Raw genomic sequence first — 26852 nt, forward strand, 5'->3', positions numbered from 1 at the left:
CTCGGCTTCGCCGATCCACCTCTCCCCCACTTCGTGGGGGCGAGGAACCCAAGTCTGTTAAGGTCTCATCCTTGCCAATTGGCAAATACATGCTATATCTCTGCCAATAGCAGGGTGAGCAACATGCAGCTTCAGTCCATCGTCACGACGCCGGCCGCGGTCGGGTCAGCCATTTCGGAAGAAGAGGCCGGCGCGCTGGCGCGCACCACGGTCAATCTGTTCAAGGCGTGGAACCTCACCGACATCGAGGCCTGCATCCTGCTCGGCGGCATGTCGGCGCGCACCTGGGCACGCTGGAAGGAAGGCGGCATCGGCCGGATCGACCGCGACCTGCGCACGCGCATGGCGCATCTGATGGGCATCCACAAGGGCCTGCGCTATCTCTTCACCGAGCCGGCGCGCGGCTATGCCTGGATCCGCAAGCCCAATGCCACGTTCGGCGGCCAGTCGGCGCTCGACCTGATGCTGCGCGGCGAAATCTCCGACCTTGCCGCCATGCGCGAATGGCTCGATGCGGAGCGTGGTGCATGGTGAGTGGGCTCGCGGTCCGGCGCCGCGTCCACTGGCCCCAGACGTTTCGCATCATCCGCTCCATCCATCCGCCGATCGACCTGTTCGAGGACATTGCCGATCCGCGTGACTGGGAGGCGCTGGCCGCCGTCGAGGAGAAGACCAACCCGCGCATCCGGCTGGAGATCGGCGATCTCGGCAAGGTCGCGGCGGCAAGGCGGGTGTCCGGCCCCGGCGCCAGCTTCGTGATGGCGCCCTTCGTGCATTGTTCGACGCTGCGGCCCGGCCGCTTCTCGGATGGCAGCTACGGCCTCTATTATGCCGGCGACAGCGAGGATGTGGCGCTGGCCGAAACCATCCACCACCACCAGAACTTCATGCGCGCCACCAATGAGGATCCGGGCTGGACGGCGGACTTTCGCGTGCTGATCGGCAGCGTCGACCGCGACCTCGACGACGTCAACGCCGTGCCCGGCGTGCTCGACCCCGACGATTACACCGCCTCGCAGGCGGAGGGGCGGGCGCTGCGGGCAGGGGGCAGCGATGGACTTGTCTGGAACAGCGTGCGTATGCCCGACGGGCAATGCATCGGCATCTTCTGGCCCGACGTCATCCCCGTGCCGGTACAAGGCCGGCACTACTCTTACCACTGGGACGGCAGCCATGTGGATTTCGTGCGCCAGCACGATACCGGCAAGGTGCTGTCGGTCACCTGACGGGATGGCGGCGCATTCGCCGCGGAGGCTGGCGCCCGGCGGCGCTATTTGCGGCTTCGTGCCGTGTCCTGAGACCAACTTGCTCCGATTGCCTTCGAAATTGGCATGGATTTCCTGCCATATCGACTCTACCCGATCTATATATCGGGTGAGATCGATGCGAGGTGAAGATGGACCGCGACATCATATTGAAGGCACTGGCGCATCCGTTTCGACGCGATGTCCTGGCGTGGCTGAAGGAGCCTGAACAGCACTTCGCCGCGCAGGCGCATCCGCTCGAGATGGGTGTCTGCGCCAGCCAGTTCGACCATCGCGGCCTGGCGCAGTCCAGCGTCTCGGCGCATCTGGCGACGCTGGCATCGGCCGACCTCGTGACAACGCGTCGGGTCGGCCAATGGGTGTTCTACAAGCGCAACGAAGAAACCATCGCCGCCTTTCAGGCCGCCTTGTCCGATCTCTGACGATCCTCCCCCCGAATGCATGAAAGGCATTTCTCATGACTACCCTGTTTGATCCCTTGCGGGCCGGCGACCTGACGCTGGCGAACCGCATCGTCATGGCGCCGCTGACGCGCAATCGCTCGCCCAATGCGGTGCCCGGCGACCTCTCGGTGACCTATTACAGCCAGCGCGCCACGGCTGGTCTTATCGTCACCGAAGCCACCGCCATCAGCCATCAGGGCCAGGGCTATGCCAACGTGCCCGGCCTCTATGGCGCGGACCAGCTGGCCGGCTGGAAGCGTGTCACCGACGCCGTCCATAGAGGCGGCGGCAAGATCGTGGTGCAGCTCTGGCATGTCGGGCGCATCTCGCACAACACATTGCAGCCCGGCAGCGGCAAGCCGGTGGCGCCGTCGGCGATCCGCGCAAACTCCAAGACGTTCCTGGTCAAGCCGGATGGCAGCGGCGAGTTCGCCGAGACCTCCGAGCCGCGCGCGCTCGATGCGGCCGAACTCCCCGGCATCGTCGATGATTTCCGCCGCGCCGCCAAGGCGGCGATCGAGGTGGCGGGTTTCGACGGCGTCGAGATCCATGGCGCCAACGGATATCTCATCGACCAGTTCCTGCGTTCGGGCACCAACCATCGCGGCGATGCGTATGGCGGGTCGATCGAGAACCGGACGCGCTTCCTGTTCGAGGTGGTCGACGCGGTCACGGGCGCAGTCGGCGCCGGCAGGACCGGGATCAGGCTGTCGCCGGTGACACCCGCCAACGACACTTCGGATGCCGATCCGCAGCCGCTGTTCAACCATGTGGTGGCGGGCCTGGGCAGCCGTGGCCTTGCCTATATCCACATCGTCGAAGGCGCGACCGGCGGCGCGCGCGACTTCAGCCAGGGCGACCAGCCGTTCGATTACGAAGAACTCAAGGCCGCCTATCACAAGGCCGGCGGCACCGGTGCCTGGCTGGTGAACAATGGCTACGACAAGGAACTGGCCGAAAAGGCCGTCGGGGACGGCTATGCCGACCTGGTCGCGTTCGGCAAGCTGTTCATCGCCAATCCCGACCTGGTCAGCCGGCTGAAGCGCAATGCCGAACTGAACGTCCCCGACAAGGCGACGTTCTACGGCGGCGACGCCAGGGGCTATACGGATTACCCGACGGCGGCCTGAGCCGCCCATCCCAGACGGTTTGCCCTTTCGCCCGCAGCGGAAGGGCAGCCGCTCGCCCGGTACGATGGCCCTAACGGCTTACAGATCGGTTGCACCGCAAAGCCGACGGTCGCCGCCGTCAATGCCTGAGAATCTTGCTCAGGAAGGCGCGGCTGCGGTCGGTCTTGGGGTGTGAGAAGAACTCGTCGGGCGTGCCGCTTTCGACGATGGCGCCAGCATCCATGAACACGACGCGCTGGGCGACCTTGCGGGCAAAGCCCATCTCGTGCGTCACCACCATCATGGTCATGCCTTCCTCGGCGACCGCCACCATGACGTCGAGCACTTCGGAGATCATTTCCGGGTCGAGGGCGGAAGTCGGTTCGTCGAACAGCATGATCTTGGGCCGCATGCCGAGGCAACGCGCGATCGCCACGCGCTGCTGCTGGCCGCCGGAGAGCTGTGCCGGATAGGCGTTGACCTTGTCGGCCAAGCCGACCTTGGCCAGCAGTTCGCGCCCGGCCTGTTCGGCCTCGGCGCGCGGGATCTTGCGGACGTGGATGGGGGCCAGCGTGACGTTTTCGAGCGCGGTCTTGTGCGGGTAGAGGTTGAAGGACTGGAAGACGAAGCCGATCTCGGTGCGCAACTGCGTCATGTTGGTGGCGGGGTCGCCGATACGCTGGCCGTCGACGATGAGGTGGCCGTCCTTGATTGTCTCCAGGCCGTTGATGCAGCGGATCAGCGTGCTCTTGCCCGAGCCGCTCGGACCGCAGACGACGACCACTTCGCGCGGCTCGACGCTGAGCGTGATATCCCTGAGCACGTTGAGCGCGCCGAACCATTTGTTGACGTCGCGAAAGTCGATCATGCCGGTCTTGGTCAGACCTGGTTGGGTCAGGCCTGGTTGGGTCAGGCCTGGTTCGGTCATGCCCGCTTTGGTCATATTGCTTGGCCCTTTGGGGTTCGATGTCACAGCTGCACCTCGCCATGCGCCGCGCCCATGCGGCGTTCGAGCCGGCGGGCCAGCATGATCAGCGGATAGCAGACGATGAAATAGCCGACGCCGACGAGGAAGAAGACCAGCAGGCCGTTCGGCACACGCTGCACCACCAGCCAGCCGACGCGGGTGAGGTCGGTCAGGCCGATGGCCGAGACGACGGAAGAATCCTTGATCAACAGCACATATTGCCCGACCAGCGGCGGCAGCACGATGCGCATCGCCTGCGGCAGCACCACCTGGCGCATGCGCTGCCAGCGCGACAGGCCGGACGCCAGCGCCGCCTCGACCTGGCCTGATGGAACGGAGCGGATGCCGGCGGCGACGATCTCGCAGATGAAGCAGGCGGCAAGGTTGGTCAGCGCGATGATGCCGGCGGTGAAGGCGTCGAGCTCGATGCCGAACTCCGGCAGGATGAAGAAGATCAGGAAGATCTGCACCAGGAACGGCGTGCCGCGGATGAGGTCGACCCAGGCGCCGATGACGCCTGAGATCAGCCGGTTGCCGCCGGTGCGCAAGATGCCGAGACCGAAGCCGAGCAACGTGCCGAGCACCAGGCTGATCAGCGACAGCACCACGGTCATGCCGAGGCCGCGCAGGGCCAGCGGATAAGAGCCGGCGAGGCTGACGAATTGTTGCCAGATCATGTCCGCGCCCCCGCCGTGCCGAGCCAGCGGCCGGAGAGACCGGCCAGTGCCTTCAGGCCGTAGTAGAGCAGCAAATAGAAGGCGGCGATGGTGAGAAAGCCTTCCGCCGGCATGAAACGATCGGAGGCGAGCAACTGCCCGGCGCGCGTCAGCTCGGCGACCGAGATCAGCGACAGAAGCGCGGAATCCTTGACCAGCACGATCGCCTGGCCGAGCAGCGGCGGGATCGTCACCTTGAAGGCTTGCGGCAGGACGACCAGGCGCATGCGCTGCGTGTAGGTCATGCCGGAGGCGACGCTGGCCTCGACCTGGCCGCGCGGGATCGACAGGATGCCGGCGCGAATGATTTCAGCGATATAGGCGCCGCTGTTCAATGACAAAGCGAGGATGCCGACGACGAGTTCCGGCAGCACGAAGCCGAGCCGGGGCAGGCCGAAATAGAGGAAATAGAGCTGCGCCAGCAAGGGCGTGGCGCGCACCGCGTCGATATAGGCCTTGGCCGGCGCGCGAAACAGCCAGCCGCGCTGCAAATTCATGGCGCACAGCACGATGCCGACGAGGAGCGCGCCGACAAAGGAGATCGCCGATAGCCAGACAGTCGTGACCAGGCCCTGCCCGAACAGCGGCAGGTATTCGACGATGGTGCGGAAACTGAAATTTTCGAGCATGAGCGCGCGGCGGTGCGAGTAGTGAGTAGGCAGTAGGGCAGTAGGCAGTAGAGAAGTGCGCCGAATGGCTACTCACTACTCACTACTGCCTACTCACCCAATTTAGTGGTCTTTCTTCCAGGCGTCGGAATTGACCCAGTAGTCGAGGTTCTTCTGCAGGCGGCCGTCGATGGTGACCTGGTTGAGGAACAGGTTCATCCAGACCAGCAGGTCCGGCTCGTCATAGCGGGTGGCGAAGGCAAGCGGCTCCTTCGACAAGAGGTCCGGCATGATGGTGAAGGTGCCGGCCGGGTAGGCGGTCGACTGGCCCTTGACCGCCGAGACGTCATTGACGCCGCAATCGGCCTGGCCGTTGTTGACCGCGTCGAGCAGCAGCGGACCGCCGCCCTTGTAGCTCTTGATGTCGGCATCGGGGAAGGCGGCCTCGGCTTCCTTCTCGCCGGTGGCGCCGAGCAGCACGGCGATCTTGGTGCCCTTGGCTTTGCAGTCCTCGGTGGTCTTGAACTTGCTGTCGGCCTTGGTGAAGACGGTGCTGCCCGTGTACATGTAAGGCGTGGTGAAGGCGACCTTCATGCCGCGCGCCAGCGTCGGCGTCATGTCGGCGACCAGGAGATCGGCCTTGCCGGACAAGAGCGCCGGGATCAGGCCGTCCCAGTCGAAGTCGAGGAAGGTGATCTTCACACCCATTTCCTTGGCCATCAGTTCGGCGAGTTCGACCGAACTGCCGGTGCGTTCGCCATTGGCGCCGACCAGCGAGAAGGGCGGTCCTTGCGTCTGCACGGCGACGCGCAATTCGCCGCGCTTGGTGATCTCGTCCAGCGTTCCGGCGCTGGCGGCAGCGGTCAGGCCCGCGAGCGCAAGTCCGGCGATGAAAAGTCTTCCGGCGATGAAAAGTCTGGCAATCTTCATTCTGGCATTCCTCCCTGTTGTTGTTTGCCCGCGGATTCCCTTGGGCTCTTTTTTGAGCGGCGACGCCGTTTGCCGGCGGGCCGTTCGAAAATCCTCAGTCCCAGGCCACCGTCTCGGCAACCTTGATGCCGCGTTTGGCCAATTCGTCGAAGAAGGCTTCGTCGGGCACGTCGAGCAGCGGGTTCAAAAGGCCTGGCGTGGTGATCTCGCGCCGCGCCAGCATCTGCGCCACGATGCTGGCGGGGTAGCCGACGCCGAGGCTCATGCCGAACAGGCCCGACGCCAGGTCGCGCTCGATGATCAAATCGGATGTCACGGTCTTGGCGCGGCCGCCTTGGAGGCCGGAAAAGACATTGCGCATCACGCAAAGGTCCTTCTCGCCGGGGCCATATTGCAGTTGCGGGCCGAGCAGCCGGCCGAGGAATTCGCGCGGGCTGATGGAGGTGCCGGGCACCTTGTCCTCGGAGAGGAAGCCGAGTTCCTTCAGCGGCGCCCAGAAGGCCGACCATCCGGGCCAGCGCAACGTGTAGCGGCCGGAGCGGCGCAGCCCTTTGGCCGCGGGAAGCATCTCGACATAATGCAGCGCATCGCCATTGGGGAAGGCTTCCAGCCGGCCGAGGCCGGCGACCTCGATCTCCTGGATGAAAGGACTGTCGTGTTGGCGGGCTGCGGGCACGGCGACGCGCTTGCCGTCCTCGATCATCACGCTGTCGCGGTTCTGGCTGACCAGGACCATGTCGAAGTTCCAGCTCACCTTGTAGCAAAGCGGCTTGGCCATCGCCTTCGGCTCGGGAATGCCGCCGCAATAGGAATCGATTGATGCGATCGCGTCGAACTGTTTTGCGGCGCGGGCGTAAAGCACGAGGTCGATGCCGGGATCGAGCCCGCATTCGGTCATGATCGATACACCGGCCCGTTCGGCTTCCGGCGCCAGGTCGGCGATGGTCTTGGCATAATTGGTGGTGACCAGCGGCGTGCGGGTCGCGATGGCGGCTTGCACCGCCTCGCGCATCAGCGGCTGCGGCAGCAAATCGATGACGGCGTCGGCGTCCGCCAGCACACCGGCAAGCGCCGGTCCGATCGCACCCTTGGGCATGACGAAACGCACGCGGGAAAGGTCGGTCAGATCAGCCAGCCGGGCCGCGCCATCCGGCGCGGTATCGACGCAGATCACCTCCTCGACACCACTGGCGACGAGATCGGCGATGGCCGCGCGGCCTTGCAGGCCGAGGCCGCCGAGAACCGCTATCCTCATGCCGGCTCCTTGCGGTCGTCCGACCAGCAGCCTTCGGGCAGGCTGACCCATTTGTTGCAGGACGCCATGACGACGAAGGTTTCGCTGCGCACGACCTCGCCCGGCTCGCCGGCGCCCGGGATCAGTTCGCTGGTGACGCGATAGAGATCGGCGACGTCACCGGCCACCGTCACGTCGACGATGATGTCGAAGCGTCCGGTGACCACCGAAGCCGAGTTGACGAATGGCAGTTCGGAAATGCGCTGCGCCAGTTCGCGGGCCCGGCCGCGCCCCTGGGCATTGATGCCGACAATAGCCGAGATCAGTTCCGGCCGCTCGGTGAGGTTCAGCAGGCCGACGATCTTGAGCAAATTGCGGTCGAGCAAATTGCGCAGCCGCGACCGCACCGTCGGCACCGAAATCGCCAAGATCTCGGCAAGGCGGTTGATGCCCGGCTGGGCGTCCTGCGACAGCTGTTTGACCAGCCGCCGATCGGTCAGATCGAGATGTTCCCGCAAAGTGCCCGTCTTTCACAAATGAGATAAATAGATGCGATTTTCTTTCTTATGTGAAAAGACCATAGGGGAAATTTTTAATAACAGCAAGGCCCGTATCATTTATGGGCTATGATCATCTCCTCCCCATGCGGGAGGCGGGATCAAGCGCCGCGGCCAGAAGCTTTGCCTGCGGCGTCAGTTCGTCGAAGCTGCGGGCGCACAGATTGAGCTGGCGGGTCGCCCAGTCGTCGGTCAGCCGCAGGCTGCGCAGCGTGCGAGCCGAATGTCGGGCGGTGCTTTCCGGCACGATGGCGATGCCGGCGCCTTGCGCGACCAGCCGGCAGACATTGTCGAGCCCGGGCACGCGGATGCGGATATGCAGATGGCCGCCCAGCCGGGCGGCCTGGCGGGTGACGTGCTCCTGCAGGGCGTGGCCGAGGCCGAGGCCAACGAAGGATTCGCCCAGCATGCCGGCGAGGCTGGCGGCACGCAGGCCGGCGAGCCCCGGCCAGTTGCGCGCGGCGATCACCACCAGCCGGTCGATGAAGAACGGTTTCTGTTCGAGATGCGCAAGGCCGGCCCAGGTCGCGGCGATGCCGAGATCGGCCGCACCGCTCGCCACCGCCTCGGCGATCTCGTGGCTGGGGCGCTCCTCCAAATCGATGTCGATGCCGGGATGGGCCGCCAGGAAGGCCGGCAAGGTGTCGCGTAAAAGTTCGGCCGTGGCGGCGGTGTTGGCCATCAGCCGCACGCGGGCGCGCAGGCCGCCGGCATAGGCGCCGAGGTCGCCGGCCATCGCCTCGATCTGGTTCTGCACGGCCCGCGCATGGTGCAGCAGCGCCTGGCCGCCGGCAGTCGGCACCACGCCACGGCGGCGGCGCTCCAGAAGCGGCGCACCGAGCCGCTCCTCCATGCCCTTGATGCGGGCGCTCGCCGAGGCCAGCGCCAGCCCGGCAAGCTGGGCGCCGTGGGTGATGCTGCCGCGCTCGGCCACCAGCAGGAACAGCCGGAGATCGGTGAGATCGAAGCGCATTTCTTGCTCCCTGCGACGTGCATGATGTTGGCCCCAGCCTTCGGCCTGGACGAAGGCTGGCAGCGCAACTTCCACATTGTGCGCGGGCCGGATGTCCGTCAAATCTTTTGCGATGGAGGTTTGCGATGGGCGAAAAAGCGACAGGCCGGCTCGGAATTCTTGAAGGCATGGCGATCGTGCTGGCGGTCGCCGTGGCCTCGCTTGCCATGGCGCAGGCGCAGCCTGGCCTGCGCGGATGCACGACGGCGGTTCCCGCCAGCCATGATGCCGTGCCGGCAAAACCGGATGCCGATGCGGCTGACATGCTGCTGCATGATTGATCCCGTGGGCATGCTGAGCGCCGGCATCATCGCCTGGATCGGCGCCGTTTTCCTCGCCGGCGGTTTCGTCAAGGGGGTCGTCGGCATGGGCCTGCCGACCGTGGCGATGGGCCTGCTGGCGGTGACGATGCCGCCGGCCGAGGCCGCCGCTTTGCTGTTGATCCCGTCGCTGGTCACCAATCTCTGGCAGCTGTTCACCGGCCCCGCCTTCGGCGGCCTGTGCAGGCGGCTGTGGACGATGATGGCCGGCATCATGCTGGGCACCGTCGCCGCGGCAGGGGTGCTCACCGGCGCGCATGCCGGCGCGGCCTCGGCGGGGCTCGGCGCGGCGCTTGTGCTTTACGCAATTCTCGGCCTGCTCAGGCTTGACTTCACCACGCCGGTGCGCCACGAGGCCTTGATGTCCCCCCTGGTCGGCGTGGCGACAGGGCTGGTCACCGGCGCCACCGGCGTCTTCGTCATTCCGGCGGTGCCCTATCTGCAGTCGATGCGGCTGGAAAAGGAAGATCTCATCCAGGCGCTCGGCCTGTCCTTCACCGTCTCGACGGCGGCGCTTGCCCTCGGTCTGTTCAGGACAGGGGCTTTCGCGTCGCCGACGGCGCAACTGACGGGGTCGATCCTGGCGCTGCTGCCGGCGCTGGGCGGCATGTTCATCGGCCAGGCGCTGCGCCAGAAGATGAGCGTCGAGACTTTTCGAAAGGTGTTCCTTGTCCGGCTGCTGGCGCTGGGGGTGTATCTCGCGCTGGAGGCGCTGATGTGAGGTGGACTCACTCGGCAATCGACCTGATAACCCGCGCCGGGTTGCCGCCGACGAGCGTGTTCGCGGGAACGTCCCTGGTCACCACCGAGCCCGCCGCGACGACGGAATTTTCGCCGATGGTCACGCCGCCGATGACCGTCGCGCCGGCGGCGATCCAGACATTGCGCTCGATGACGATCGGCCTTGCTGTCGTGAAGGCACGGCGCCGCGACGGTTCGAGCGGATGGCCTGACGTGATGAGGCTGACATTCGGCCCGATAAGCGCATCGTCGGCAATGTCGAGCCCGCCAAGATCATAAAACGTGCAGTTCTGATTGATGAAGACATTGCGGCCAACGCGGGTGTCGGCCCCGCCGGTCGCGTAGAAGGGCGGGATCAGCAGGAAGCTGTCGTCGACCTTCCTGCCGATGAGTTCGCTGAACAGGGCGCGGACCTCGTCCGCGTCGTTGAACGTCAACCGGTTGAGACGGGCGGTGATCGCCATCGCCCGTTTGACGTCCGCCAGCATGGCCGCCGATTGCGGCGTTCTCCCGGGGATTACCCTGGTGTGATCCTCATGCGCCATTCGTTGTTTCCCTTCGGCACGGCTAAACGAATAGCTGACGCATGCCGGATTCTGCCTCCAAGGGCCAGGCTTAGCGAACCACCAGCACCGCCGCAGGCGTTCAGAACGCAGCTATCGCCTTGGCGATAACGGCGAAAGGCAGGATCAGGGACAACGGCGCGTCGTCGAGACGGACCGCACCGTAACCCTCATACCAGCGTGCCGCCTGATCCCCTTTGGCATCGATCAGCAAGGCAACGCCGCCGACTTCCTCCGCGACTGCCATACAGCGCTTTCCGGCAGCGAGCAGCAAACCGCCGCCGAGGCCGCGGCCTTGTATCGAACGATCCACTGCGAGCCGACCTAGACGGTAGACCGGCACCTCATAGCGGCCAAGGCCGCGTCTGGCGATGGCCGGCGTCCGGACAAAGTCGATCGAAGCCGGGCTGAGAGAATAGAACCCTAGGATGCGCGAAGGATCTTGCGTCGTAACGGCAACGAAAGTTTTCGCGCCACCGCTTTCATGGTTTTGACGGGCGAAGCGCTGCAAATAGGTGTTGAGGTCCGCGTCGCCGCAGTCGAAGGCGGCCCGGTCATGCTGTTTCCCGATCGGCGCTTCCTGCCACGCGGTGGAGCTCACGCGAGGGTCTGACCGGCCTTGGCGGCGCGGATAAGACGGTTGGTCGGGGAGGGTGGGTTCTCAAGCAGGTCGAGGATACGCAGACTGTCCCGTTCTGATAGCGCAAGATGTTCCGCGCGCTCGATCGTGGCTTGGGCGTCACGCAGTGCCGAACGCGTGACGAACTCGGTCAGGCCGACATTCGACAAGGCCGCCGCACGAGCGATCACAGCTTTCGCTTCGGGCGCAATCCGAAAATCGATTCGACCGTTGTCACTGACGTTGCGCGGCATAGGTATCCCCTTTGCTCATGATAATACGGTACGGATTGAATCCGTACAATATAAATCCTGCCGCGTTGACCTCAAGGGCATGAGCGCCGGCCGATCTATTACCGAACGACCAGAACCGGAATCGCGGTGTAGGACAGCACTTCCGCAGTCTGGCTGCCCAGAAGCAGCTTGCCCAGGCCGCGGCGGCCATGCGAGGCCATCACGATCAGGTCGCAGCCCTGCGCCTGCGACAGTTCCAGGATCGCCTCGGCGGGCCGTTTGTCCTCGACATGGACCACCTCAGCGGACAAGCCGGCCGCGTCGGCCGAGGCCTTGCACTTGGCCAGAACCTCCTTGCCATATTTACGCGCCTCTTCCTGGTAGACGAGCAGTTCGTCGCCCGCCGCGTAGCCGGCCATCGCGCCGCCCCAGGCCAAGATGGGGAACGGTTCCGAGACGGTGACGAAGGTGACGGCGGCGCCGATGCCTTTTGCCAATGTGAGGCCATGGGCAACGCCCTTGTCGGCCAGTTCCGACCCGTCGGTGGCGATGAGCAGATGTTTGTACATGATGATCTGACCTGTTGTGCAAGGGTTGGCGCCCTTGGGGGCGGGAGCCTTGGTGGCTCCCTGCTGATATAGTTGCGCCGCCGGGCTGCTCACAGGGCCAGCGTCATGTGGATCAGGGCCAGACGAGGGGCGTGCCGCGGCGATCTTCCGGTATCCCTGTGGGCTTTGGCTCGGTTGCGCCCCGACCGCCTGGCGCGATGGTCGCCGGGTCTTTCGCTCCCTTGCGCCGACCGCTACAGCTTTGGCCCGACATCAACGAAGGGCCGAGCGTATGAGCAGCGCGTATCCGCAAATCCATCTGGTCCGGCATGGCGAGACGGCGTGGAGCCTTTCGGGGCAGCATACCGGCCGCACCGACATGCCGCTGACGGTGGCGGGCGAGGCCGCCGCGCGGGGCGTGGCGCAGCGGCTCGCAGGCCTGTCGTTCTCGGCGGTGTGGTCGAGCCCCTCGCAGCGCGCCTACAACACCAGCGTGCTGGCTGGCTTTGGCGGTGAGAGCGTCAGAAACGATGATCTGCAGGAGTGGGACTACGGCGCCTATGAGGGGCGCACCACCAAGGACATCCTGGCCGAGCGGCCGGGCTGGAACGTGTTTCGCGACGGTTGCCCGCAAGGCGAGACGGCCGCCGATGTCGGCGCCCGTGCCGACAGGATCATCAGACGGCTTCGCGAAGCTGGCGGCTCGATCCTGATCTTTTCCAGCGCGCATTTCCTGCGCGTGCTCGCCGCCCGCTGGCTCGGCCTGCCACCGGAAGGCGGCGCGCTGTTCGTGCTCGATACGGCAAGCATCAGCGTGCTCGGCTACGAGCATGATCTCGGCGAGCCGGTCGTGCGCAAATGGAACCTGAAGTAGCGGGCATCGCTGCGGCCCACTCGCGGGAACGCGCATTGGGTGGCTTCAGCCAATCCCCGATGCCAGGCGCTGAACCAACTCAAACCGCGCGTCCGCCTCCTACTTATCGAACTTCCGGATCGCTTCCGCCGTCACCGGCGTGAAGAAATTCACCAGATTGCCGTCGGGGTCGCGAAACAGCAGCGAGCGGTTGCCCCAGGGCATGGTGGTCGGCTTCTGCACGGTCGTGTCCCTGATGAAGTCCGACAGCCTGATGAATTCGGCATCGACGTCGCCGACACGGAATTCGAGGATGGCCGTGTGGTTGTCGGCGGGGCGGGCGATGTCGCCGCCGAACAGCATCAAGGTGCGCGTGCTGCCGATCGCCAGCGTGCCGGAAGGTGTCGCGAGTTCGGCGAAATCCTCGGTGTAGACCGTCACCGGCATGCCGGTGATCTCGCCGTAGAAGCGCACGAGGCGCTGAACGTCCGAGGTGATGATGCGGACAGAGACGAAATTCATGCATTGGCTCCTTGATCGCTGAAGCCACGGCCGGGCTCCCGGCCGTTCTATAGGCCAGGCCTCCTGCCAGCTTTCCGTCAGGAGTGGAGGCGACGGCTACGCTTCCGGTCCGGACCAGACCGGCGGCAGGCCGAAGGCGGCGAACAGGGCAGGGCCGAGCGGGGCGACATAGACCGTGAGCGATACGATGCCGCCATCGGCCGGCTCGATGACATGCAGGGATTGCGCGCGCCATTCCGGCTCCTGATGGCGCCGGGCGTAGATCGCGACTGCCGGCTGGCCGTTGGCCCGTGTCGCCACGGCGCGGTAGCTGGCGAAATTGCCCCACACGGTTTTGAAGAAACCGAGGATTGCCTGATGTCCCTGGTACCAGTCGCGCCATGGCGGCATGTGGTAGGTGGCGTCCTCGCGCAGCAGCGCGATGAAGCCGTCGAGATTGGCGGCCTGCCAGGCGCTGATATAGCGTTCGAGCAGCGCACCTTCCTCTCGGTTGGGCTGCGATCGCTGCTCGGGCCGTCCCCCGGGATAGCGCTCGCCAAGCGTCGCGCGCGCCCGCTGCAGGGCGCTGTTGACCGAGGCGGTCGAACCGCCCAGCAATTGCGCGGTCTCCAGCGCCGACCAGCCCAGCACGTCGCACAGCAGGAGGGAGGCGCGTTGCCTCGGCGGCAGTAGTTGGATGGCGGCGACGAAGGCCAGCCGCACGGCCTCATTTGTCTCGTAGCGCGCATCCGGGCCGGGCTCGCCATCGACAAGGTCCGGCAGTTCGGCGTCGGGGTAGGGCTCCAGCCAGGAGAGTTCGACCGCCGGCCCGGCGGCTGCGCGCCCTTCGCTCGGCGGCCGCGCGGGCATTTCGAGGACGCGGTGCGCCGACGACCGCGCCTTGATGGCGTTGAGGCAGGCGTTGGTGGCGATCGTGTAGAGCCAGCCGCGCGGCGAGCCGCGCCCGTCGAATTGCGCGCGGCCGCGCCAGGCCTTGAGGAACGTCTCCTGGACGAGATCGTCGGCCTCGTGCAGCGAGCCCATCATCCGGTAGCAATGCAGCTTCAGCGTCCGGCGGTGGGCCATCGTCAGGCGCTCGAAGGCAGGCCGATCGAGGATCGGCCCGCCTGTCGGGCTCAGCAGCTCAAGCGGGCCGGGAGCGTCTGTCATGTCGAGCCTGCCATGCGGAGTTCGTTTCGCATCCTGCGCGCCTCATGCCGCCGCGGCAAGGCCGCTGCCGCTCACCGTGAAGGTGATGCCTGGCACTTTGCCGCCGGCGAGCGCCACCACGGCGCGCCCGACATCGGCGGGCGTCTGCACATCGCTCATGCTGGCCAGGAAATCCGCCGGGCTGATGCCGAGATAGGCGGAGATGCTCGCAATGCCGTGCTGGCCGACGCCGGTGCCGGCCATGATGCGCATCGGCGCCAGCGCCATGAAGCGCAGGCCAAGGCCAAGCCGGTCGGCCTCCTTCTGGCTGTGGGCGGCAAGGAACATCTGCATCTGCTTGGCACCGGAATAGCCGCCGGAGTTCGGCGGTCCGCCGCTGAATGCCGCGCCGCTGGAGATCAGCACCACGCGGCTGCCCGGCTTCAACCGGCCCTGAAGTGCTGCCCTGCAGAACAGGAACGATGCCTTGACGTCCGTCTCCCAATTCGCCGAGAAATCGTCCCAGCTCTGGTCCTGGATGCAGGCCGACGGCGCGAAGGCGCCGGCGCAGATCACCAGCACATCCGGCTGCAGCGCGGCGAACACCCTATCGGGCGCTGCGTCCTGCGTGGCGTCGGCGGCCAGCGTCCTGACTCCGGACGCTTCCCAGGCGAGCTCCTTCAGGGCTTCCGCGCCGCGGGCGACGGCAAGCACATCTGCGCCCTCGCCGAGCGCGGCTTCCACGATCGAGCGGCCGACACCCCGGCTGCCTCCGACCACGACGACATTTTGACCTTGCAACGATCGCATGGATCACCTCGCTATTCCGGCCCGGACAATTCCGGCGCCTATGGATGACGACAGCGCGGGCGGGTGGAAATCATCGGTGGGCGGCGAAAATCTTTCGCGGGCGCGGATCAGGCGGCTCTCATTCGTGAACATTGTGGCTAATTAAACGTGCAGTGGTCGCCGTACGGAACGTCCGCTAACGCGCTCCTTGCAGACGGCCAACTAGTTCTGTGCAAGAGCCGACTGAAAGTCCTTGGTGCTGTTGCGATTGGGATAGGGCTTGTCCGGCACCGGCACTTCGAGATGCAGGCAGAGCGGCTTCCACCCATCTCCGAGATTGTGGACCAGCAGCCGACCAGGCGGCACTGTCGCAATGACCGCCCTTACGTTGGCCTCGTAGACGGCTATGGCATTGGCGCGATCGTGCGGCCGGCCGTCGAAGACTTGCCTGGAGATCAGGGCAAGACCCAGCGATTCCTGATCCGTGCTCTGGCTGATACTCGCGAGGATCGTTTTCTCGAAGCTTGCCCACCAGCTTTCCGGAGATCGGTATGTCAGGATGACCCGGGCATTCGGATAGAACTCAATCAGATCACGCCAATAGTGCGCCGAGGGCCAGTCGATGCAGGACGCGTAGCCCGCGAACAGCTGGTTCCAGTCTGGCGCCGCGCCCTTCGCCAGCGCACGCCAAAGCCGCTTCTGGTCTTCATTGCCCATGACTTCGGACATGTGGTGACAGGGGCCGAAGCCAAGGATCGTCAGCGCCTCGCGCATCGAGTCCGTTCCTGTCCGGCCAAAGCCCGTTCCGATCACCCTTATCGCCATTATTCCCCGCGTTCAGGCCTACAGCCAGATGGCTGCATGCGGACTCATTTCCCGGGGTCGGAGTTCCATATGTCCCGGTAGAGCTTCCAGTCTCCGTCCTGACCCTTCCTCCAGACCACGACATACTTCCCGGCGGCATCCACCAGCTTCGAATCCTTGCCCGGCGCCTTGAGGGAGAAACTCCCGGACTCGAACGCAAAATCTCCGCTTTCCTGGACATCAAGCGTCGTGAGCGTGAGCTCCGATATGCCCATATCCATCGCGCCCTGCCATAGCTTCTGGATATTCTGGCGGCCGTCGACCCGCGCCATATCCGGCGGGAATGCGGCCGCATCATCCGTGTATTTCGAGGCAACCCCGGCCGCATCCTTGCTGTTGTACGCCTTCACGAACTCGGCATTAGCGGCTTCGATGGCTTCTTTCGCAGGCTGGGCCTGAGCAGATCCCATGCAGAGTGACGTGAAAACGACGGCCAGCAGACAATGCTTGAAAGTCATTTCATCCTCCCGTGTTCCGGTTTCTGATTACCAGTTTCTCCACGGCGGCGAGCGATCGCCGGAATGGTCGCGAGCCGCATACCAATCGCGGCTCCAGTCTTTAATTTAACATTTACTAATATACCGTGCAAATACTGACTACCGATCGTGAGAGACCGTCTATCAGGCGGCGGACAACCCCAACGACGTCACCGTGACCCATGATTTCGCCAGTGTCGCCGAGGCACAGGCCTTCATCAAGAACCCAAAATTGAAAGAGACGATGGCGAGCGCCGGCGTGGTCGGCGCGCCAAGCATGTGGATCACCAACAAGGCGTGATGGGCCGCCGGTCCATCTCCTCGCTCTGGCGCAAACTCCCGACGGAAAAATGAACCTGGCCGCTTGCGGTCTGGCGGGCGGACGCTTGCTCAGCCTTCCAGCAACGCCAACTCCTCCGGCGTCAAATGCCGCACCGCTCCCTTGGCGAGGTCTCCCAGGGGCAAGCGCCCGATGGCGATGCGGATGAGGCGCTTGACCTCGATGCCGTGCGCGGCGAGCAGGCGGCGGATGTGGCGGTTGCGGCCCTCGTCGAGCACGATCTCCAGCCAGGCGGTGCGGCCGCCGCTGCGCAAAAGCGTGATTGAAGTGGCGGTCAGGGTCTCGCCATCGACGGTGACGCCCGCGCGCAACGCCTCCAGCATCGCTTCGTCAGGCACCGTGCCGACCTGGACGTGATAGGTCTTGGGCAGATGCGAGGCCGGGTCCATCAACCGGTTGGCGAAATGCGTGTCGTTGGTCATCAGCAATAGGCCTTCGCTGGCCTTGTCGAGGCGGCCGACCGGCGAGACGAAGGGCAAATCGAGCCCTTCGAGGCAGGCATAGACGGTGTCGCGCTGCTGCGGGTCGTCGCGGGTGGTGACCAGCCCGCGTGGCTTGTTGAGCATCACATAGACCTTGCGCTCGGCAATGACGGGCGCGCCATCGACGACGATGCGGTCGCGGTTCAGGTCGACGCGCAGCGCGGCGTCGCGGACCACCTTGCCGCCGACGCGCACGCGCCCTTCCGCGATCAGCACCTGCGCCTGCGTGCGCGAGCACAGGCCGAGTTTCGACAGCGCGCGGTTGAGGCTGACGCCGGGCGGCTTGCCGGGTCTGCCGGCTGGGGGTGATCGTGATGCCATGCTCATCCGGATGGGCGGTTGCATCAGACAGATGGCACGGGCCGCAACGGCTCCGCAAGCCGCATACGCACCGCGCTGAAGGCGCTGGCCGCTCAATGCCGCCCGTTGAAGAACGCCGTCAGCACCGGCGCATGCGCGGCGGGTTTCAGCATGTGGTTCTGGCCTGCCAGCGTCTGGTGGCGGGCATTGGGCAGCGCCTGCGCCAACGCCTTGTTGCCATGGCGCATCCATGGCGGGCTTTTCCCGCCATCGGTCACCAATGTCGGCACGCCGAGCGTGGTCCAGCGGGCGCGGTCCAGCGGCTTGCCGAGCTGGTCGCCGGCGACGATGGCGCCGTCGTAAGGCAGCGTATGCGCCACTGCCTTGAGCTTGCGCCAGATCGGCGTCAGCTTCATGACGGCGATCAGCAGGCCGGGCATGCCGACCGATTTGAGGAAGGCGCTCACGGCGTCGCCGCGCCTGTCGTCGGCGATGGCTTGCCGGATCGTTGCCCAGTCGCCTTGCGTCGTCGCGCGGCTGTCGTCGACGATCAGCGGCGCTTCGTAGAGTGCAAGCCTCCCGATGCCGGGCAGGCGGGCTGCTGCCATCAGTGCCAGCATGGCGCCTGAGGACATGCCCCAGAGATGGGCTTCACCGCCGGCCGCCCGCAGCACGGCCTCGATGTCATCGACCTCGCGCTCGACCGTGTAGGGCGCGGTGTCGGCGCTGTCGCCACGGCCGCGGCGGTCGTAGCGAAACACGGTGAAACCGCCTTCCAGCGCCTTGGCCAGCGGGCCGCTCGGACCCATGGCGCGCGAGCAGAGCGCGCCGTCGACGAGGATGAGCGGATGGCCCTGGCCGCGCCGCTCACAGGCGATCGGCGTTCCATCCCGCGACAGCACGGCTTGCGTGGTCGGTTTGGCGTTCTCAGCCAGCATGGTCGGCTCCCTTGCCTATCAGCTGTTCCAGCCGGTCGAAGCTCTGCATCCAGCCGCCGCGCATGCCGAGCGCCAGCAGGCGTTCGCGGTCGGCGGCAGTCGCCAGCGTCACCTCGAAATGGACATGGGTGCGCGCGCCGTCGGGCGTGAAGTTCACCGTGTGGCGGCTCCGACCCGGCGGCTTGCCGGCCCATTCACGGATTTCAGGATCGGGTTCGTCGCAATAACTCAGCCTGACGTTCTCGACGACTTCGAGATAGCTGCCCTGGTTGCGGTAGAGCGCGCCGCCCGCGGTCAGCATGTCGATGCGCCAGCGGCCGCCGACGCGCACGTCGAGCACGCAAAAGGGGACGGTGCAGTCCCTGATGCCCCACCACTGCGCCACCAGAAGCGGATCGGTCCACAGCCGGAAGACGCGTTCGACCGGCGCGTTGAAGATCCGCTCGATGGCAAAGCTGCGGTCGGCGGTCGCGGGCGCGCTCATTCCGGCCTGTCCGCGCCGTGCCGCAGCAGGTCCTCCATCCGGTCGAAGCGGTCTTCCCAGAGTTTTCTGTAGTCGTCGAGCCAGCGGTCGATGTCGCGCAGCGGCTTGAGTTCGATGCGGCTGAGATGCTTTTGCGCCGCCCGGCTGCGGGTGACGAGGCCGGCCTGTTCCAGCACGCCGACATGTTTGGAGACCGCGCGCACGGTGAGCGCGAAAGGCTGCGCCAGTTCGGCAACCGACGCTTCGCCGTCGAGCAGCCGGGCCAGGATCGCCCGGCGCGTGGGATCGGCGAGGGCGGCGAATGTGTCGTCGAGCGAGACTTGATGAGCCATTACGGAACCAATCAGTTCTGGAACTAGTTGGTTCTATATGTGGTTTTGCCTGAGCCGTCAACGCGCTTTACGGGGCTGGGAGAGCTCGGGGAAATATAGCTTGAAACCCCAGGCTCCCGTCTTTCGTCCGCAATGTCGTCCAGCACGTCGAGCGGGTCGGCCGGCAACTCCAGTTCGGCCGCCGCCAGGTTTTCCCCTGCGGCGGCCTTTTTACGTGCGCAGCACCCGGTAGATCGCGGGGATGACCAGCACCGTCAGCAGCGTCGAGGAGGCCAGGCCGAACAGCAGCGAGATCGCCAGCCCCTGGAAGATCGGATCGGTCAGGATCACCGCCGCGCCGATCATGGCGGCAAGCGCCGTAAGCAGGATCGGCTTGAATCTGATCGCGCCGGCCTCGATCAGCACCTCGCTCAACGGTCTGTCGGGCGACGCCGCATGGCGGATGAAGTCGACCAGCAGGATCGAATTGCGCACGATGATGCCGGCCAGCGCGATGAAGCCGATCATCGAGGTGGCCGTGAACGGCGCCCCGAACAGCCAGTGCCCGCCGAGGATGCCGATGAAGGTCAGCGGGATCGGCGTCAGGATCACCAGCGGAACCTTGAACGAGCCGAACTGGGCGACGACGAAGATGTAGATGCCGAGCAGCGCGACGCCGAAGGCCGCCCCCATGTCGCGGAAGGTCACCCAGGTGACTTCCCATTCGCCGTCCCACAAAAGCGTCGGCCGGCTTTCATCCTCCGGCTGGCCATGCAGCGAGATTGCGGGCTTCTGCAGTCCGGTCCAGTCCTGCGCGTCGATGGCCTTGCTGACGGCGAGCATGCCGTAAAGCGGCGCCTCGAAGCTGCCGGCAAGCTCGGCCGTCACCATTTCGGCGGCGCGGCCATTGTGCCTGAACACCGGGAACGAAGCGCGCTCCGGCGTCACCCGCACGACATCGCCGAGTTCGACCACGCCGCGGTCGCCAGGCAGGACATTGGCCGGAATGGAGGTGGTCAGGAAGCGCTCGTCGAGCGTCCTTTCGCCCTTCGGCCGCTCGATGCGGATCGGGATCGGCTGGCGGCCACCGCCGCGATGCGAATAGCCGACGGTCCTGCCCCCATTGAGGATGGCAAGCGTGTCGAAGACGTCGCTTTCCTCGACATGGAAGAACTCCGCATCGTCGGTGGAAATCGTGGCGCGCAGCCGGCGTGCGGGCTGTCCCCAGGAATTGTCGACGTCGACGATGAAGGGCACGGAGCGGAACGCCGTTTCGATCCTGGCGGCGACCTTGCGGCGGGTCTCGCCGTCGGGTCCGTAGATCTCGGCCAGCAGCGTCGCCATCACCGGCGGGCCGGGCGGCGGCTCGACCACCTTCAGGCTGGTGCCTTGCGGTACGGGGATCGTGGCGATGCGCTGGCGGACGTCGAGCGCGATCTCATGGCTGGAGCGGGCACGGTTCGCCTTCGGCAGCAGGTTGAGCGCCACGTCGCCCTGCTGCGGCTCGGTGCGCAGGACGGCATGGCGGACGAGGCCGTTGAAGTTGAAGGGTGCCGCCGTCGCGGCATGTGTCTGGACCGATCGAACCTCCTTCAACTCGAGAACCCTGGCGGCGACGGCCTGCGCCACCGCATCTGTGGCTTCGACGGAAGACCCTTCCGGCAGGTCGATGGTCACCGACAGTTCGGACTTGTTGTCGAAGGGCAGGAGCTTGACCGTGACATGCTCGGTGTAGAACAGCGCGAGCGAGCCCAGGGTCAGCACGCCGACGACGAGCAGGAAGGCCCAGCTCGCCGTCTTCGAGGCCAGGATCGGCCGGGCGACGGCGGTGTAGGCGCGGCCGAGCGGGCCGCCATTGCCATGATCCTGACGGGCATGCACCGGCGCCCGCCCGGCAAGCTTGAGCATCAGCCACGGCGTCACCATCACCGCGACGAAGAAGGAGAAGATCATCGCCGCCGAGGCATTGGCCGGAATCGGGCTCATATAGGGGCCCATCATTCCCGAGACGAACAGCATCGGCAGCAGTGCGGCGACCACGGTCAAGGTGGCGACGATGGTCGGGTTGCCGACCTCCGCCACGGCCTCGATTGCCGCCTGCCGGCGATCGCGGCCGCCGCCCATGGCCCAGTGGCGGGAGATGTTCTCGATCACGACGATGGCATCGTCGACGAGAATGCCTATGGAAAAGATCAGCGCGAACAGCGAGACGCGGTTCAGCGTGTAGCCCATGACGCGCGAGGCAAACAGCGTGAGCAGGATGGTCACCGGAATGACGACGGCCACGACCATCGCTTCGCGGCGGCCGATGGCGACCCAGACCAGCACGATGATCGAGATCGTCGCCAGGCCAAGATGGTAGAGGAGCTCATTGGCCTTGTCGTTGGCGGTCTCGCCGTAATTGCGCGTCACGTCGATCGAGATATCGCCTGATATCAGCCCGCCCTGAAGCAATGCGACCCGGTGCAGAATGGCGTCGGCGACGGCGACCGCGTTCGATCCCGCGCGCTTGGCGATGGCGAGCGTGACCGACGGCACGCGCTCGACACCAACGCCGGCCCTGGTGACCGTCGACACCAGCGTATCACCGGCGTCGGCGGCGAAGGCGACGCCGGCCACGTCGCGGACATAGACGGGGCGGTTGTCACGCGAGGTCAGGAGCAGGTTGCCGATCTGGTCGGGCGAGGCCAATGTCTCGCCGGCGACGATGTCGATCTGCTCGCCCATGTCGCGCACACGTCCGGCGGGAAAGGCCTTGTTGGCGCCCGACACCTTGGCGGCGAGCTGCTGCAGGGTGACACCGTAAAGGGCGAGCTTTTCAGGGTTCGGATTGACGCGGATGATCTCACCGGTGTCGCCGACCAGATAGGTCAGGCCGACATTGTCGATCTTGGCGATCTCGGTGCGCAGTTCGCGCGCGATGCGGGTGAGGTCGTTGGCTGTCATGCGCGCGGCTGTCTGCGGCTTCGGCGACAGCGTCAGCGTGACTATGGCGACGTCGTCGATGCCGCGGCCGACGATCAGCGGCTCGGGCACGCCGACGGGAATGCGATCCATGTTGGCGCGCACCTTGTCGTGGACGCGCAGCACGGCAGTGTCCGACGAGGTGCCGACGATGAAGCGGGCGGTGACAATCGCCTGGTCGTCTCGCGTCTGCGAATAGACATGCTCGACGCCGTCGATGCCCTTGACGATCGTCTCCAGCGGCTCGGTGATCAGCTTGACGGCGTCGTCGGCCTTCAGCCCGTCGGCGCGCACGAAGATGTCGACCATCGGCACCGAGATCTGCGGTTCCTCCTCGCGCGGCAGCGTGAGCAGCGCCACCAGCCCGAAGGCGAAGGCGGCGACCAGGAACAGCGGCGTCAGCGGCGACGCGATGAAGGCCCGCGTCAGCGCGCCGGCAATGCCGAACGAGGCGGGACCTTTCATGGCGTGACCACGACGTCGCCGGCCGCAAGACCGGTCAGGATCTCGACATAGTCGCCGTCGGCGCGCCTGGACCGCTCGCCTGTTACCACCGCGCGCTCGACACTGCCGCCGCCTGCGGCGACGCGCACGAAATCGATCCCCGAATGGATCTGGATGGCCGAAGCCGGCACCAGCAGCGCGGAACGCTCGGCGACCGGCAGCTCGACCAGGACGCGGGCGTCAATGAAATTGGTGTCGAGATCATCGACCTCGACGTCGGCGATGACGCGGCCATTGTCGATCTGCGGATAGATCTTGGCGAGGCGGCCGGGGATCTCCTTGCCGCCGGCATTGATACGGATGGCGGCTCCCTCGCTCAGCGACGCCGCGTAACGCTCCGGAACGGCAAGCCGCAGGAACACCCCGCCGCCGCCAATGGTGGCCACAACCTCACCGGCCATGATGACCGCGCCACGCGTCACGGGCACGGTCAGCACGCGGCCGTCGCCGGGAGCAAAAACATCGCCCTCGGCGCCCTGCTGCACGATCACCGATCGCTGCGCCTCGGTCGCGGCAAGCTGGTTGCGCGCGACGTCGACTTCGGTGCGCAGCTGATCGAGACGCTGCGCGGTCATGACGCCCTTGTCGACCAGCGTCTGGCCACGGGCAAGTTCGGACTGCGCGGTGCCCAGCTGCGCCTGCAGAGCACGAAGCTGGGCGTCCAGAGCGGCGACCTGAAACGCGATCTTGTCGTCCTGGACGGTCGCGATCTTCTGCCCCGCCTTGACCTGCTCGCCCTCCGTGACGGCCAGATCGACAACAAGGCCGCCGATACGGGCGCGCGCCGGAACGGTGTCGCGCGCCTCGACACGGCCATAGACCGCTTTCCATTCGGTCACCGTCGTCGGCACCAGTGTCAGCGTGCCGGCAAGCGTCGGAGAGGCCGCCAACAGCGCGGCGAACAAAAGAGGCAGGCGCATCCGGATTTCCTCAGAACGCGCATCCCGGCTTGATGCCGAGCTTGCGGAAGACCATCGCCGCGGGGCAGAAGCCGGTGAACGCCGACTGCAGCATGTTCAAGCCGACGAACACCGTCAGCCATACGAACAGCGGCGAGACAAAGGCGGTGAGCACGACGGACAGCAGCACCATGATGCCGGCGAAGGCGAGAACGGAACGGTCGAGGGACATTGTCATCTCCATTTGTATATGATGATATCTAAATATAAGAATACAACTACCGACCGCAAGAGGCGGCGTCGAATTTGCGACAGCAACTCTCGCCCGCCGCCGGCTAGCGCCGGTCAGGCTCCCGGCACCTCCGCCGATGCCTCGACCTTGATCTGCTTGAGCTTGTCGATCCCAAGCGCCTGCAATGCGAGGCGCTCATAGAAGGGTTCGGACTTGCCGGCCCTTATCTTGTGCAGGAAATACTTCTCGAAACCGACCTTGGCGGTATGCACCCATTTTCCGGAGGACGACCAGTTGACATTGCGCGGCGGGATCTGCGGCTGCGCCACGAAGGCGACGCCGGAATCGCCGAAATCGGCGAGGCAGACCGCATTCCACGTGCCCTGGGCGTCAGGCTGCTTGCCCTCCACCAGCCGGCCGATGTTGTGCGCCGTCGCCGTGACCATGGATTCGATCATGAAGCCGGTCTTGGGCACGCCGACGGGGACCGGTGTCTTGCCGATCGGCGGGATGGCGACGCAGACGCCGACCGCGAATATTTCGGGGAACGCCGGGTTGCGCTGGTGCTTGTCGACAAGGATGAAGCCGCGCGGATTGGTCAGGCCCTCGATGCCGCGCACCGCCGCCACGCCGCGAAAGGCCGGCAGCATCATGGCATAGGTGTGCGGCAGTTCATGCGCCTGCCTGACCGACCCGTCGTCGGCGAGTTCCTGGACGAACATCTTGCCGGGCTCAACCTTGTCGACCTTGGCGTTGCAGATCCACTTGATGTGATGCTGGCGCATCTCGCTCTCGAGCAGGCCCTTGGTGTCGCCGACGCCGTCGAGGCCGAGATGGCCGATATAGGGTTCGGAGGTAACGAAGGTCATGGGCACGCGGTCGCGCACCCTGGCGTCGCGCAGCGCCTTGTCGAGGATGAAGGTGAATTCGTAAGCCGGCCCGAAGCAGGACGCGCCCTGGACCGCGCCGATGACGACCGGGCCCGGCTTGGCGACGAGCGCGTCGAAGGCGGTCCTGGCCTTGAGCGCGTGATCGATGTGGCAGACTGACTGGGTGTTGTGCTCCGGCCCGAGGCCCTCGATCTCGTCGAAAGCGAGTTCGGGACCGGTGGCGATGACCAGATAGTCGTAGGAGACAGATGAGCCGTCTTTGAGTTCCACCGTGCGCTCGACCGGGTGGACGCGCCTGGCTCCCTGCGGATGAAAACCGATCTTGCGCCGTGCCAGCACCGGAGCAAGGTCTATTTCCACCGCTTGCCTGTCGCGCCAGCCGACGGCGACCCAAGGGTTGGACGGTACGAATGAATAGTGGCTGCCATTGTTGACGACGGAAACCTGGTGTTCCCCGGCCAGTCCGTCGCGAAGCTCGTAGGCCATGATGGTGCCTCCCAGCCCGGCACCCAGGACGACTATATGCGCCATGTTCTTCCTCCGTTGCGGCGTCGCTTTGGCGCAACGCCGACACTGCTGATCCCGCGCGGGATTGGCTGATTTTGCGCCATTGTGGCAGGCTGCGACTTGACGCTGATCAAGCGACCTTGACGGTGCGAAGCATCGGCATCGATCCATCGACTTGACAGGCAGCCGTGCCAGACTAATATTATTCGTAACTCTTAATATGATAATGTGTTCATATGCGCAATATAAAAATAGCCGACCTGGACAAGCAGGCGCGCGAAGCGTCCGAACTGCTCGCCGCGATGGCAAATGAAAAACGGCTGATGATCCTGTGCCATCTGCTGGACGGCGAGACGAGCGTGAACGAACTGGCCGAACTGGTTGCGATGAACCAGTCGGCGCTGTCGCAGCAGCTTTCAAAGTTGCGCGCGCTCAAGCTCGTGGATACGAGGCGCGACGCCCAGCAGGTCTACTACCGGTTGGCTTCGCTGGAGGTCGAGCGAATCCTGCAGACGCTCTACGGCATCTATTGCGATCCGCAGACACGGATCGCCAGGGTCGGCAGCCGGTAGTCTGCCGGCCGACAGCAGGAATGCCTTATGCCGCTTGCTCGGCTTCACCGCCGATGCCGTTCAGCACTTTGAGCGCATCGGCCGGCAGGTCGAGTTCGGCCGCCGTCAGGTTTTCGCGGAGATGACTGAGCGAGGAAGTGCCGGGGATGAGCAGGATGTTGGGCGCGCGGCGCAACAGCCAGGCGAGCGCCACCTGCATCGGTGTCGCGCCGAGTTTCCTGGCGACATTGGCCAGCGTGTCCGACTGCAGCGGCGTGAAGCCGCCGAGCGGGAAGAACGGCACATAGGCTATGCCGTCGGCGGCAAGCGCATCGATCAGCGCGTCGTCGTCGCGGTGCGCGATGTTGTACTGGTTCTGCACGCAGACGATCTCGGCGATGCCGCGCCCCTGGGCGATCTGGGTCGCTGTGACGTTGCTCATGCCGATATGGCGGATGAGGCCCTGGCGCTGCAATTCGGCGAGCGTGTTCAACTGTGGCTCGAGCGATCCTTCGGCGGGGCCGTGGATGCCATGCATGGAGCGCAGGTTGACGACCTCGATCACATCAAGCCCGAGATTGCGCAGATTATCCTGCACGGCCTCGGTCAGCTCCTTGGGCGACATTGCGGGAAGCCAGGACGCATCGGCGCCGCGCCGGGCGCTGACCTTGGTGACGATGGTGAGGTTGGCGGGGTAGGGGTGCAGCGCCTCGCGGATGATCTGGTTGGTGATGTGCGGGCCATAGAAGTCGGATGTGTCGATGTGGTCGACGCCGCAGGCGATCGCCTCGCGCAGCACGGCAAGGGCTGCGTCGCGATCCTTGGGCGGGCCGAAGACGCCGGGTCCCGCCAGTTGCATGGCGCCGTAGCCGAGGCGCTTTACGGTGCGGTCGCCGAGTTTGAAGGTTCCGGCCTTGCTGATGTCAGTCATGGTCTCATCTCCTGTGGATCGG

Annotated in this window: 34 protein-coding genes; 9 read left to right on the top strand and 25 right to left on the bottom strand. The window is 65.5% G+C overall.

Going from position 1 to position 26852, the window contains the following annotated elements; genetic code table 11:
- Positions 1-123: 123 nt before the first annotated feature.
- The 4 genes from FJV83_RS27135 (at position 124) to FJV83_RS27150 (ending at position 2838) form a co-directional block, all read left to right on the top strand.
- A complete protein-coding gene (locus tag FJV83_RS27135) occupies positions 124-534 on the top strand; it encodes an MbcA/ParS/Xre antitoxin family protein (RefSeq protein ID WP_142885442.1) in 411 nt (136 codons plus the stop codon).
- On the top strand, positions 528-1226 hold the full coding sequence (locus FJV83_RS27140) for an RES family NAD+ phosphorylase (protein WP_095790451.1): 699 nt from the start codon (positions 528-530) through the stop codon (positions 1224-1226). The genes FJV83_RS27135 and FJV83_RS27140 overlap by 7 nt, the downstream gene beginning before the upstream one ends.
- A 170-nt stretch (positions 1227-1396) precedes the next feature.
- Positions 1397-1687 carry a metalloregulator ArsR/SmtB family transcription factor gene (locus FJV83_RS27145; protein WP_032931173.1) on the top strand — a complete coding sequence of 97 codons (291 nt, stop codon included), beginning with the start codon at positions 1397-1399 and terminating at the stop codon, positions 1685-1687.
- Positions 1688-1722: 35 nt separating this feature from the next.
- Positions 1723-2838 carry an alkene reductase gene (locus tag FJV83_RS27150; protein ID WP_095774897.1) on the top strand — a complete coding sequence of 372 codons (1116 nt, stop codon included), beginning with the start codon at positions 1723-1725 and terminating at the stop codon, positions 2836-2838.
- A gap of 118 nt (positions 2839-2956) precedes the next feature.
- On the opposite strand, the gene FJV83_RS27155 is transcribed toward FJV83_RS27150, so the two are convergent.
- The 7 genes from FJV83_RS27155 to FJV83_RS27185 all read right to left on the bottom strand — a co-directional run bounded on the left by FJV83_RS27155 (position 2957) and on the right by FJV83_RS27185 (position 8802).
- The gene (locus FJV83_RS27155; RefSeq protein ID WP_185973350.1) at positions 2957-3685 is read right to left on the bottom strand and encodes an amino acid ABC transporter ATP-binding protein; all 729 of its coding nucleotides are present in this window, start codon (positions 3683-3685) and stop codon (positions 2957-2959) included.
- A 101-nt stretch (positions 3686-3786) separates the two neighbouring features.
- Positions 3787-4461 (bottom strand): amino acid ABC transporter permease, encoded by a 675-nt coding sequence (locus tag FJV83_RS27160; RefSeq protein WP_142885443.1) that lies wholly within the window; start codon positions 4459-4461, stop codon positions 3787-3789.
- Entirely contained in the window at positions 4458-5129 is a 672-nt protein-coding gene (locus tag FJV83_RS27165; protein WP_095790448.1) for an amino acid ABC transporter permease, read from the bottom strand. Before FJV83_RS27165 ends, FJV83_RS27160 begins: the two co-directional genes overlap by 4 nt.
- Positions 5130-5231: 102 nt before the next feature.
- Positions 5232-6038: an ABC transporter substrate-binding protein gene (locus tag FJV83_RS27170; protein WP_142885444.1), complete on the bottom strand. Its 807-nt coding sequence runs from the start codon at positions 6036-6038 to the stop codon at positions 5232-5234.
- Between the two features lie 94 nt (positions 6039-6132).
- Positions 6133-7293, bottom strand: a complete 1161-nt coding sequence (locus FJV83_RS27175; protein ID WP_142885445.1) for a saccharopine dehydrogenase family protein — start codon at positions 7291-7293, stop codon at positions 6133-6135.
- Positions 7290-7790, bottom strand: a complete 501-nt coding sequence (locus FJV83_RS27180) for an Lrp/AsnC family transcriptional regulator (RefSeq protein WP_010910740.1) — start codon at positions 7788-7790, stop codon at positions 7290-7292. Before FJV83_RS27180 ends, FJV83_RS27175 begins: the two co-directional genes overlap by 4 nt.
- Before the next feature lie 112 nt (positions 7791-7902).
- A complete protein-coding gene (locus FJV83_RS27185; RefSeq protein ID WP_142885446.1) occupies positions 7903-8802 on the bottom strand; it encodes a LysR substrate-binding domain-containing protein in 900 nt (299 codons plus the stop codon).
- 125 nt (positions 8803-8927) lie between these two features.
- On the opposite strand from FJV83_RS27185, the gene FJV83_RS27190 reads away from it, so the two are divergent.
- Positions 8928-9122, top strand: coding sequence for a hypothetical protein (locus FJV83_RS27190; protein WP_095790446.1), 195 nt, complete (start codon positions 8928-8930; stop codon positions 9120-9122).
- A gap of 10 nt (positions 9123-9132) precedes the next feature.
- The gene (locus tag FJV83_RS27195; protein WP_142885581.1) at positions 9133-9882 is read left to right on the top strand and encodes a sulfite exporter TauE/SafE family protein; all 750 of its coding nucleotides are present in this window, start codon (positions 9133-9135) and stop codon (positions 9880-9882) included.
- 7 nt (positions 9883-9889) lie between these two features.
- Here FJV83_RS27195 and FJV83_RS27200 read toward each other — a convergent pair whose 3' ends face one another.
- From FJV83_RS27200 to FJV83_RS27215, 4 genes are all read right to left on the bottom strand, one after another.
- Positions 9890-10447: a sugar O-acetyltransferase gene (locus FJV83_RS27200; protein WP_142885447.1), complete on the bottom strand. Its 558-nt coding sequence runs from the start codon at positions 10445-10447 to the stop codon at positions 9890-9892.
- 100 nt (positions 10448-10547) lie between these two features.
- Positions 10548-11066 (bottom strand): GNAT family N-acetyltransferase, encoded by a 519-nt coding sequence (locus tag FJV83_RS27205; RefSeq protein ID WP_142885448.1) that lies wholly within the window; start codon positions 11064-11066, stop codon positions 10548-10550.
- On the bottom strand, positions 11063-11338 hold the full coding sequence (locus FJV83_RS27210) for a DUF1778 domain-containing protein (protein ID WP_095790444.1): 276 nt from the start codon (positions 11336-11338) through the stop codon (positions 11063-11065). Before FJV83_RS27210 ends, FJV83_RS27205 begins: the two co-directional genes overlap by 4 nt.
- Positions 11339-11436: 98 nt before the next feature.
- Positions 11437-11886, bottom strand: coding sequence for a universal stress protein (locus FJV83_RS27215; protein WP_142885449.1), 450 nt, complete (start codon positions 11884-11886; stop codon positions 11437-11439).
- Between the two features lie 271 nt (positions 11887-12157).
- Between FJV83_RS27215 and FJV83_RS27220 the strand changes: the two genes are divergently transcribed.
- On the top strand, positions 12158-12739 hold the full coding sequence (locus FJV83_RS27220) for a histidine phosphatase family protein (protein ID WP_095790442.1): 582 nt from the start codon (positions 12158-12160) through the stop codon (positions 12737-12739).
- Between the two features lie 99 nt (positions 12740-12838).
- On the opposite strand, the gene FJV83_RS27225 is transcribed toward FJV83_RS27220, so the two are convergent.
- The 5 genes from FJV83_RS27225 to FJV83_RS27245 all read right to left on the bottom strand — a co-directional run bounded on the left by FJV83_RS27225 (position 12839) and on the right by FJV83_RS27245 (position 16479).
- Positions 12839-13240, bottom strand: coding sequence for a VOC family protein (locus FJV83_RS27225; RefSeq protein WP_142885450.1), 402 nt, complete (start codon positions 13238-13240; stop codon positions 12839-12841).
- 96 nt (positions 13241-13336) lie between these two features.
- The gene (locus tag FJV83_RS27230; protein ID WP_142885451.1) at positions 13337-14389 is read right to left on the bottom strand and encodes a sigma-70 family RNA polymerase sigma factor; all 1053 of its coding nucleotides are present in this window, start codon (positions 14387-14389) and stop codon (positions 13337-13339) included.
- A gap of 42 nt (positions 14390-14431) precedes the next feature.
- Positions 14432-15178: an SDR family NAD(P)-dependent oxidoreductase gene (locus FJV83_RS27235; protein ID WP_142885452.1), complete on the bottom strand. Its 747-nt coding sequence runs from the start codon at positions 15176-15178 to the stop codon at positions 14432-14434.
- A gap of 201 nt (positions 15179-15379) precedes the next feature.
- Positions 15380-15982, bottom strand: a complete 603-nt coding sequence (locus FJV83_RS27240; RefSeq protein ID WP_095790438.1) for a sulfotransferase family protein — start codon at positions 15980-15982, stop codon at positions 15380-15382.
- Between the two features lie 44 nt (positions 15983-16026).
- Positions 16027-16479, bottom strand: coding sequence for a DUF4440 domain-containing protein (locus tag FJV83_RS27245; RefSeq protein ID WP_142885453.1), 453 nt, complete (start codon positions 16477-16479; stop codon positions 16027-16029).
- A 193-nt stretch (positions 16480-16672) separates the two neighbouring features.
- Between FJV83_RS27245 and FJV83_RS37575 the strand changes: the two genes are divergently transcribed.
- A complete protein-coding gene (locus FJV83_RS37575; RefSeq protein ID WP_281408791.1) occupies positions 16673-16798 on the top strand; it encodes a hypothetical protein in 126 nt (41 codons plus the stop codon).
- A gap of 89 nt (positions 16799-16887) precedes the next feature.
- Here the strand turns inward: FJV83_RS37575 and FJV83_RS27255 are convergent, their stop codons facing one another.
- From FJV83_RS27255 to FJV83_RS27290, 8 genes are all read right to left on the bottom strand, one after another.
- Positions 16888-17640, bottom strand: coding sequence for a pseudouridine synthase (locus FJV83_RS27255; RefSeq protein WP_142885454.1), 753 nt, complete (start codon positions 17638-17640; stop codon positions 16888-16890).
- 92 nt (positions 17641-17732) lie between these two features.
- Positions 17733-18557, bottom strand: coding sequence for an alpha/beta hydrolase (locus FJV83_RS27260; RefSeq protein ID WP_142885455.1), 825 nt, complete (start codon positions 18555-18557; stop codon positions 17733-17735).
- Positions 18547-19041 carry an SRPBCC domain-containing protein gene (locus tag FJV83_RS27265; RefSeq protein WP_142885456.1) on the bottom strand — a complete coding sequence of 165 codons (495 nt, stop codon included), beginning with the start codon at positions 19039-19041 and terminating at the stop codon, positions 18547-18549. The genes FJV83_RS27260 and FJV83_RS27265 overlap by 11 nt, the downstream gene beginning before the upstream one ends.
- Positions 19038-19373: a metalloregulator ArsR/SmtB family transcription factor gene (locus tag FJV83_RS27270; RefSeq protein WP_095789224.1), complete on the bottom strand. Its 336-nt coding sequence runs from the start codon at positions 19371-19373 to the stop codon at positions 19038-19040. The genes FJV83_RS27265 and FJV83_RS27270 overlap by 4 nt, the downstream gene beginning before the upstream one ends.
- 210 nt (positions 19374-19583) lie before the next feature.
- On the bottom strand, positions 19584-22781 hold the full coding sequence (locus FJV83_RS27275; protein WP_142885457.1) for an efflux RND transporter permease subunit: 3198 nt from the start codon (positions 22779-22781) through the stop codon (positions 19584-19586).
- Entirely contained in the window at positions 22778-23740 is a 963-nt protein-coding gene (locus FJV83_RS27280; protein WP_142885458.1) for an efflux RND transporter periplasmic adaptor subunit, read from the bottom strand. The genes FJV83_RS27275 and FJV83_RS27280 overlap by 4 nt, the downstream gene beginning before the upstream one ends.
- Before the next feature lie 10 nt (positions 23741-23750).
- Complete coding sequence (locus FJV83_RS27285) at positions 23751-23951, bottom strand: DUF2892 domain-containing protein (RefSeq protein ID WP_095776080.1); 201 nt, start codon at positions 23949-23951, stop codon at positions 23751-23753.
- 113 nt (positions 23952-24064) lie between these two features.
- The gene (locus FJV83_RS27290; RefSeq protein WP_142885459.1) at positions 24065-25372 is read right to left on the bottom strand and encodes an FAD/NAD(P)-binding oxidoreductase; all 1308 of its coding nucleotides are present in this window, start codon (positions 25370-25372) and stop codon (positions 24065-24067) included.
- A 212-nt stretch (positions 25373-25584) separates the two neighbouring features.
- Between FJV83_RS27290 and FJV83_RS27295 the strand changes: the two genes are divergently transcribed.
- Complete coding sequence (locus FJV83_RS27295; RefSeq protein WP_095793869.1) at positions 25585-25920, top strand: metalloregulator ArsR/SmtB family transcription factor; 336 nt, start codon at positions 25585-25587, stop codon at positions 25918-25920.
- 25 nt (positions 25921-25945) lie between these two features.
- On the opposite strand, the gene FJV83_RS27300 is transcribed toward FJV83_RS27295, so the two are convergent.
- A complete protein-coding gene (locus tag FJV83_RS27300; protein WP_142885460.1) occupies positions 25946-26830 on the bottom strand; it encodes an aldo/keto reductase family oxidoreductase in 885 nt (294 codons plus the stop codon).
- Positions 26831-26852: the final 22 nt, after the last annotated feature.

The organism is Mesorhizobium sp. WSM4307 (assembly GCF_007003945.1).
GTDB lineage: Bacteria > Pseudomonadota > Alphaproteobacteria > Rhizobiales > Rhizobiaceae > Mesorhizobium.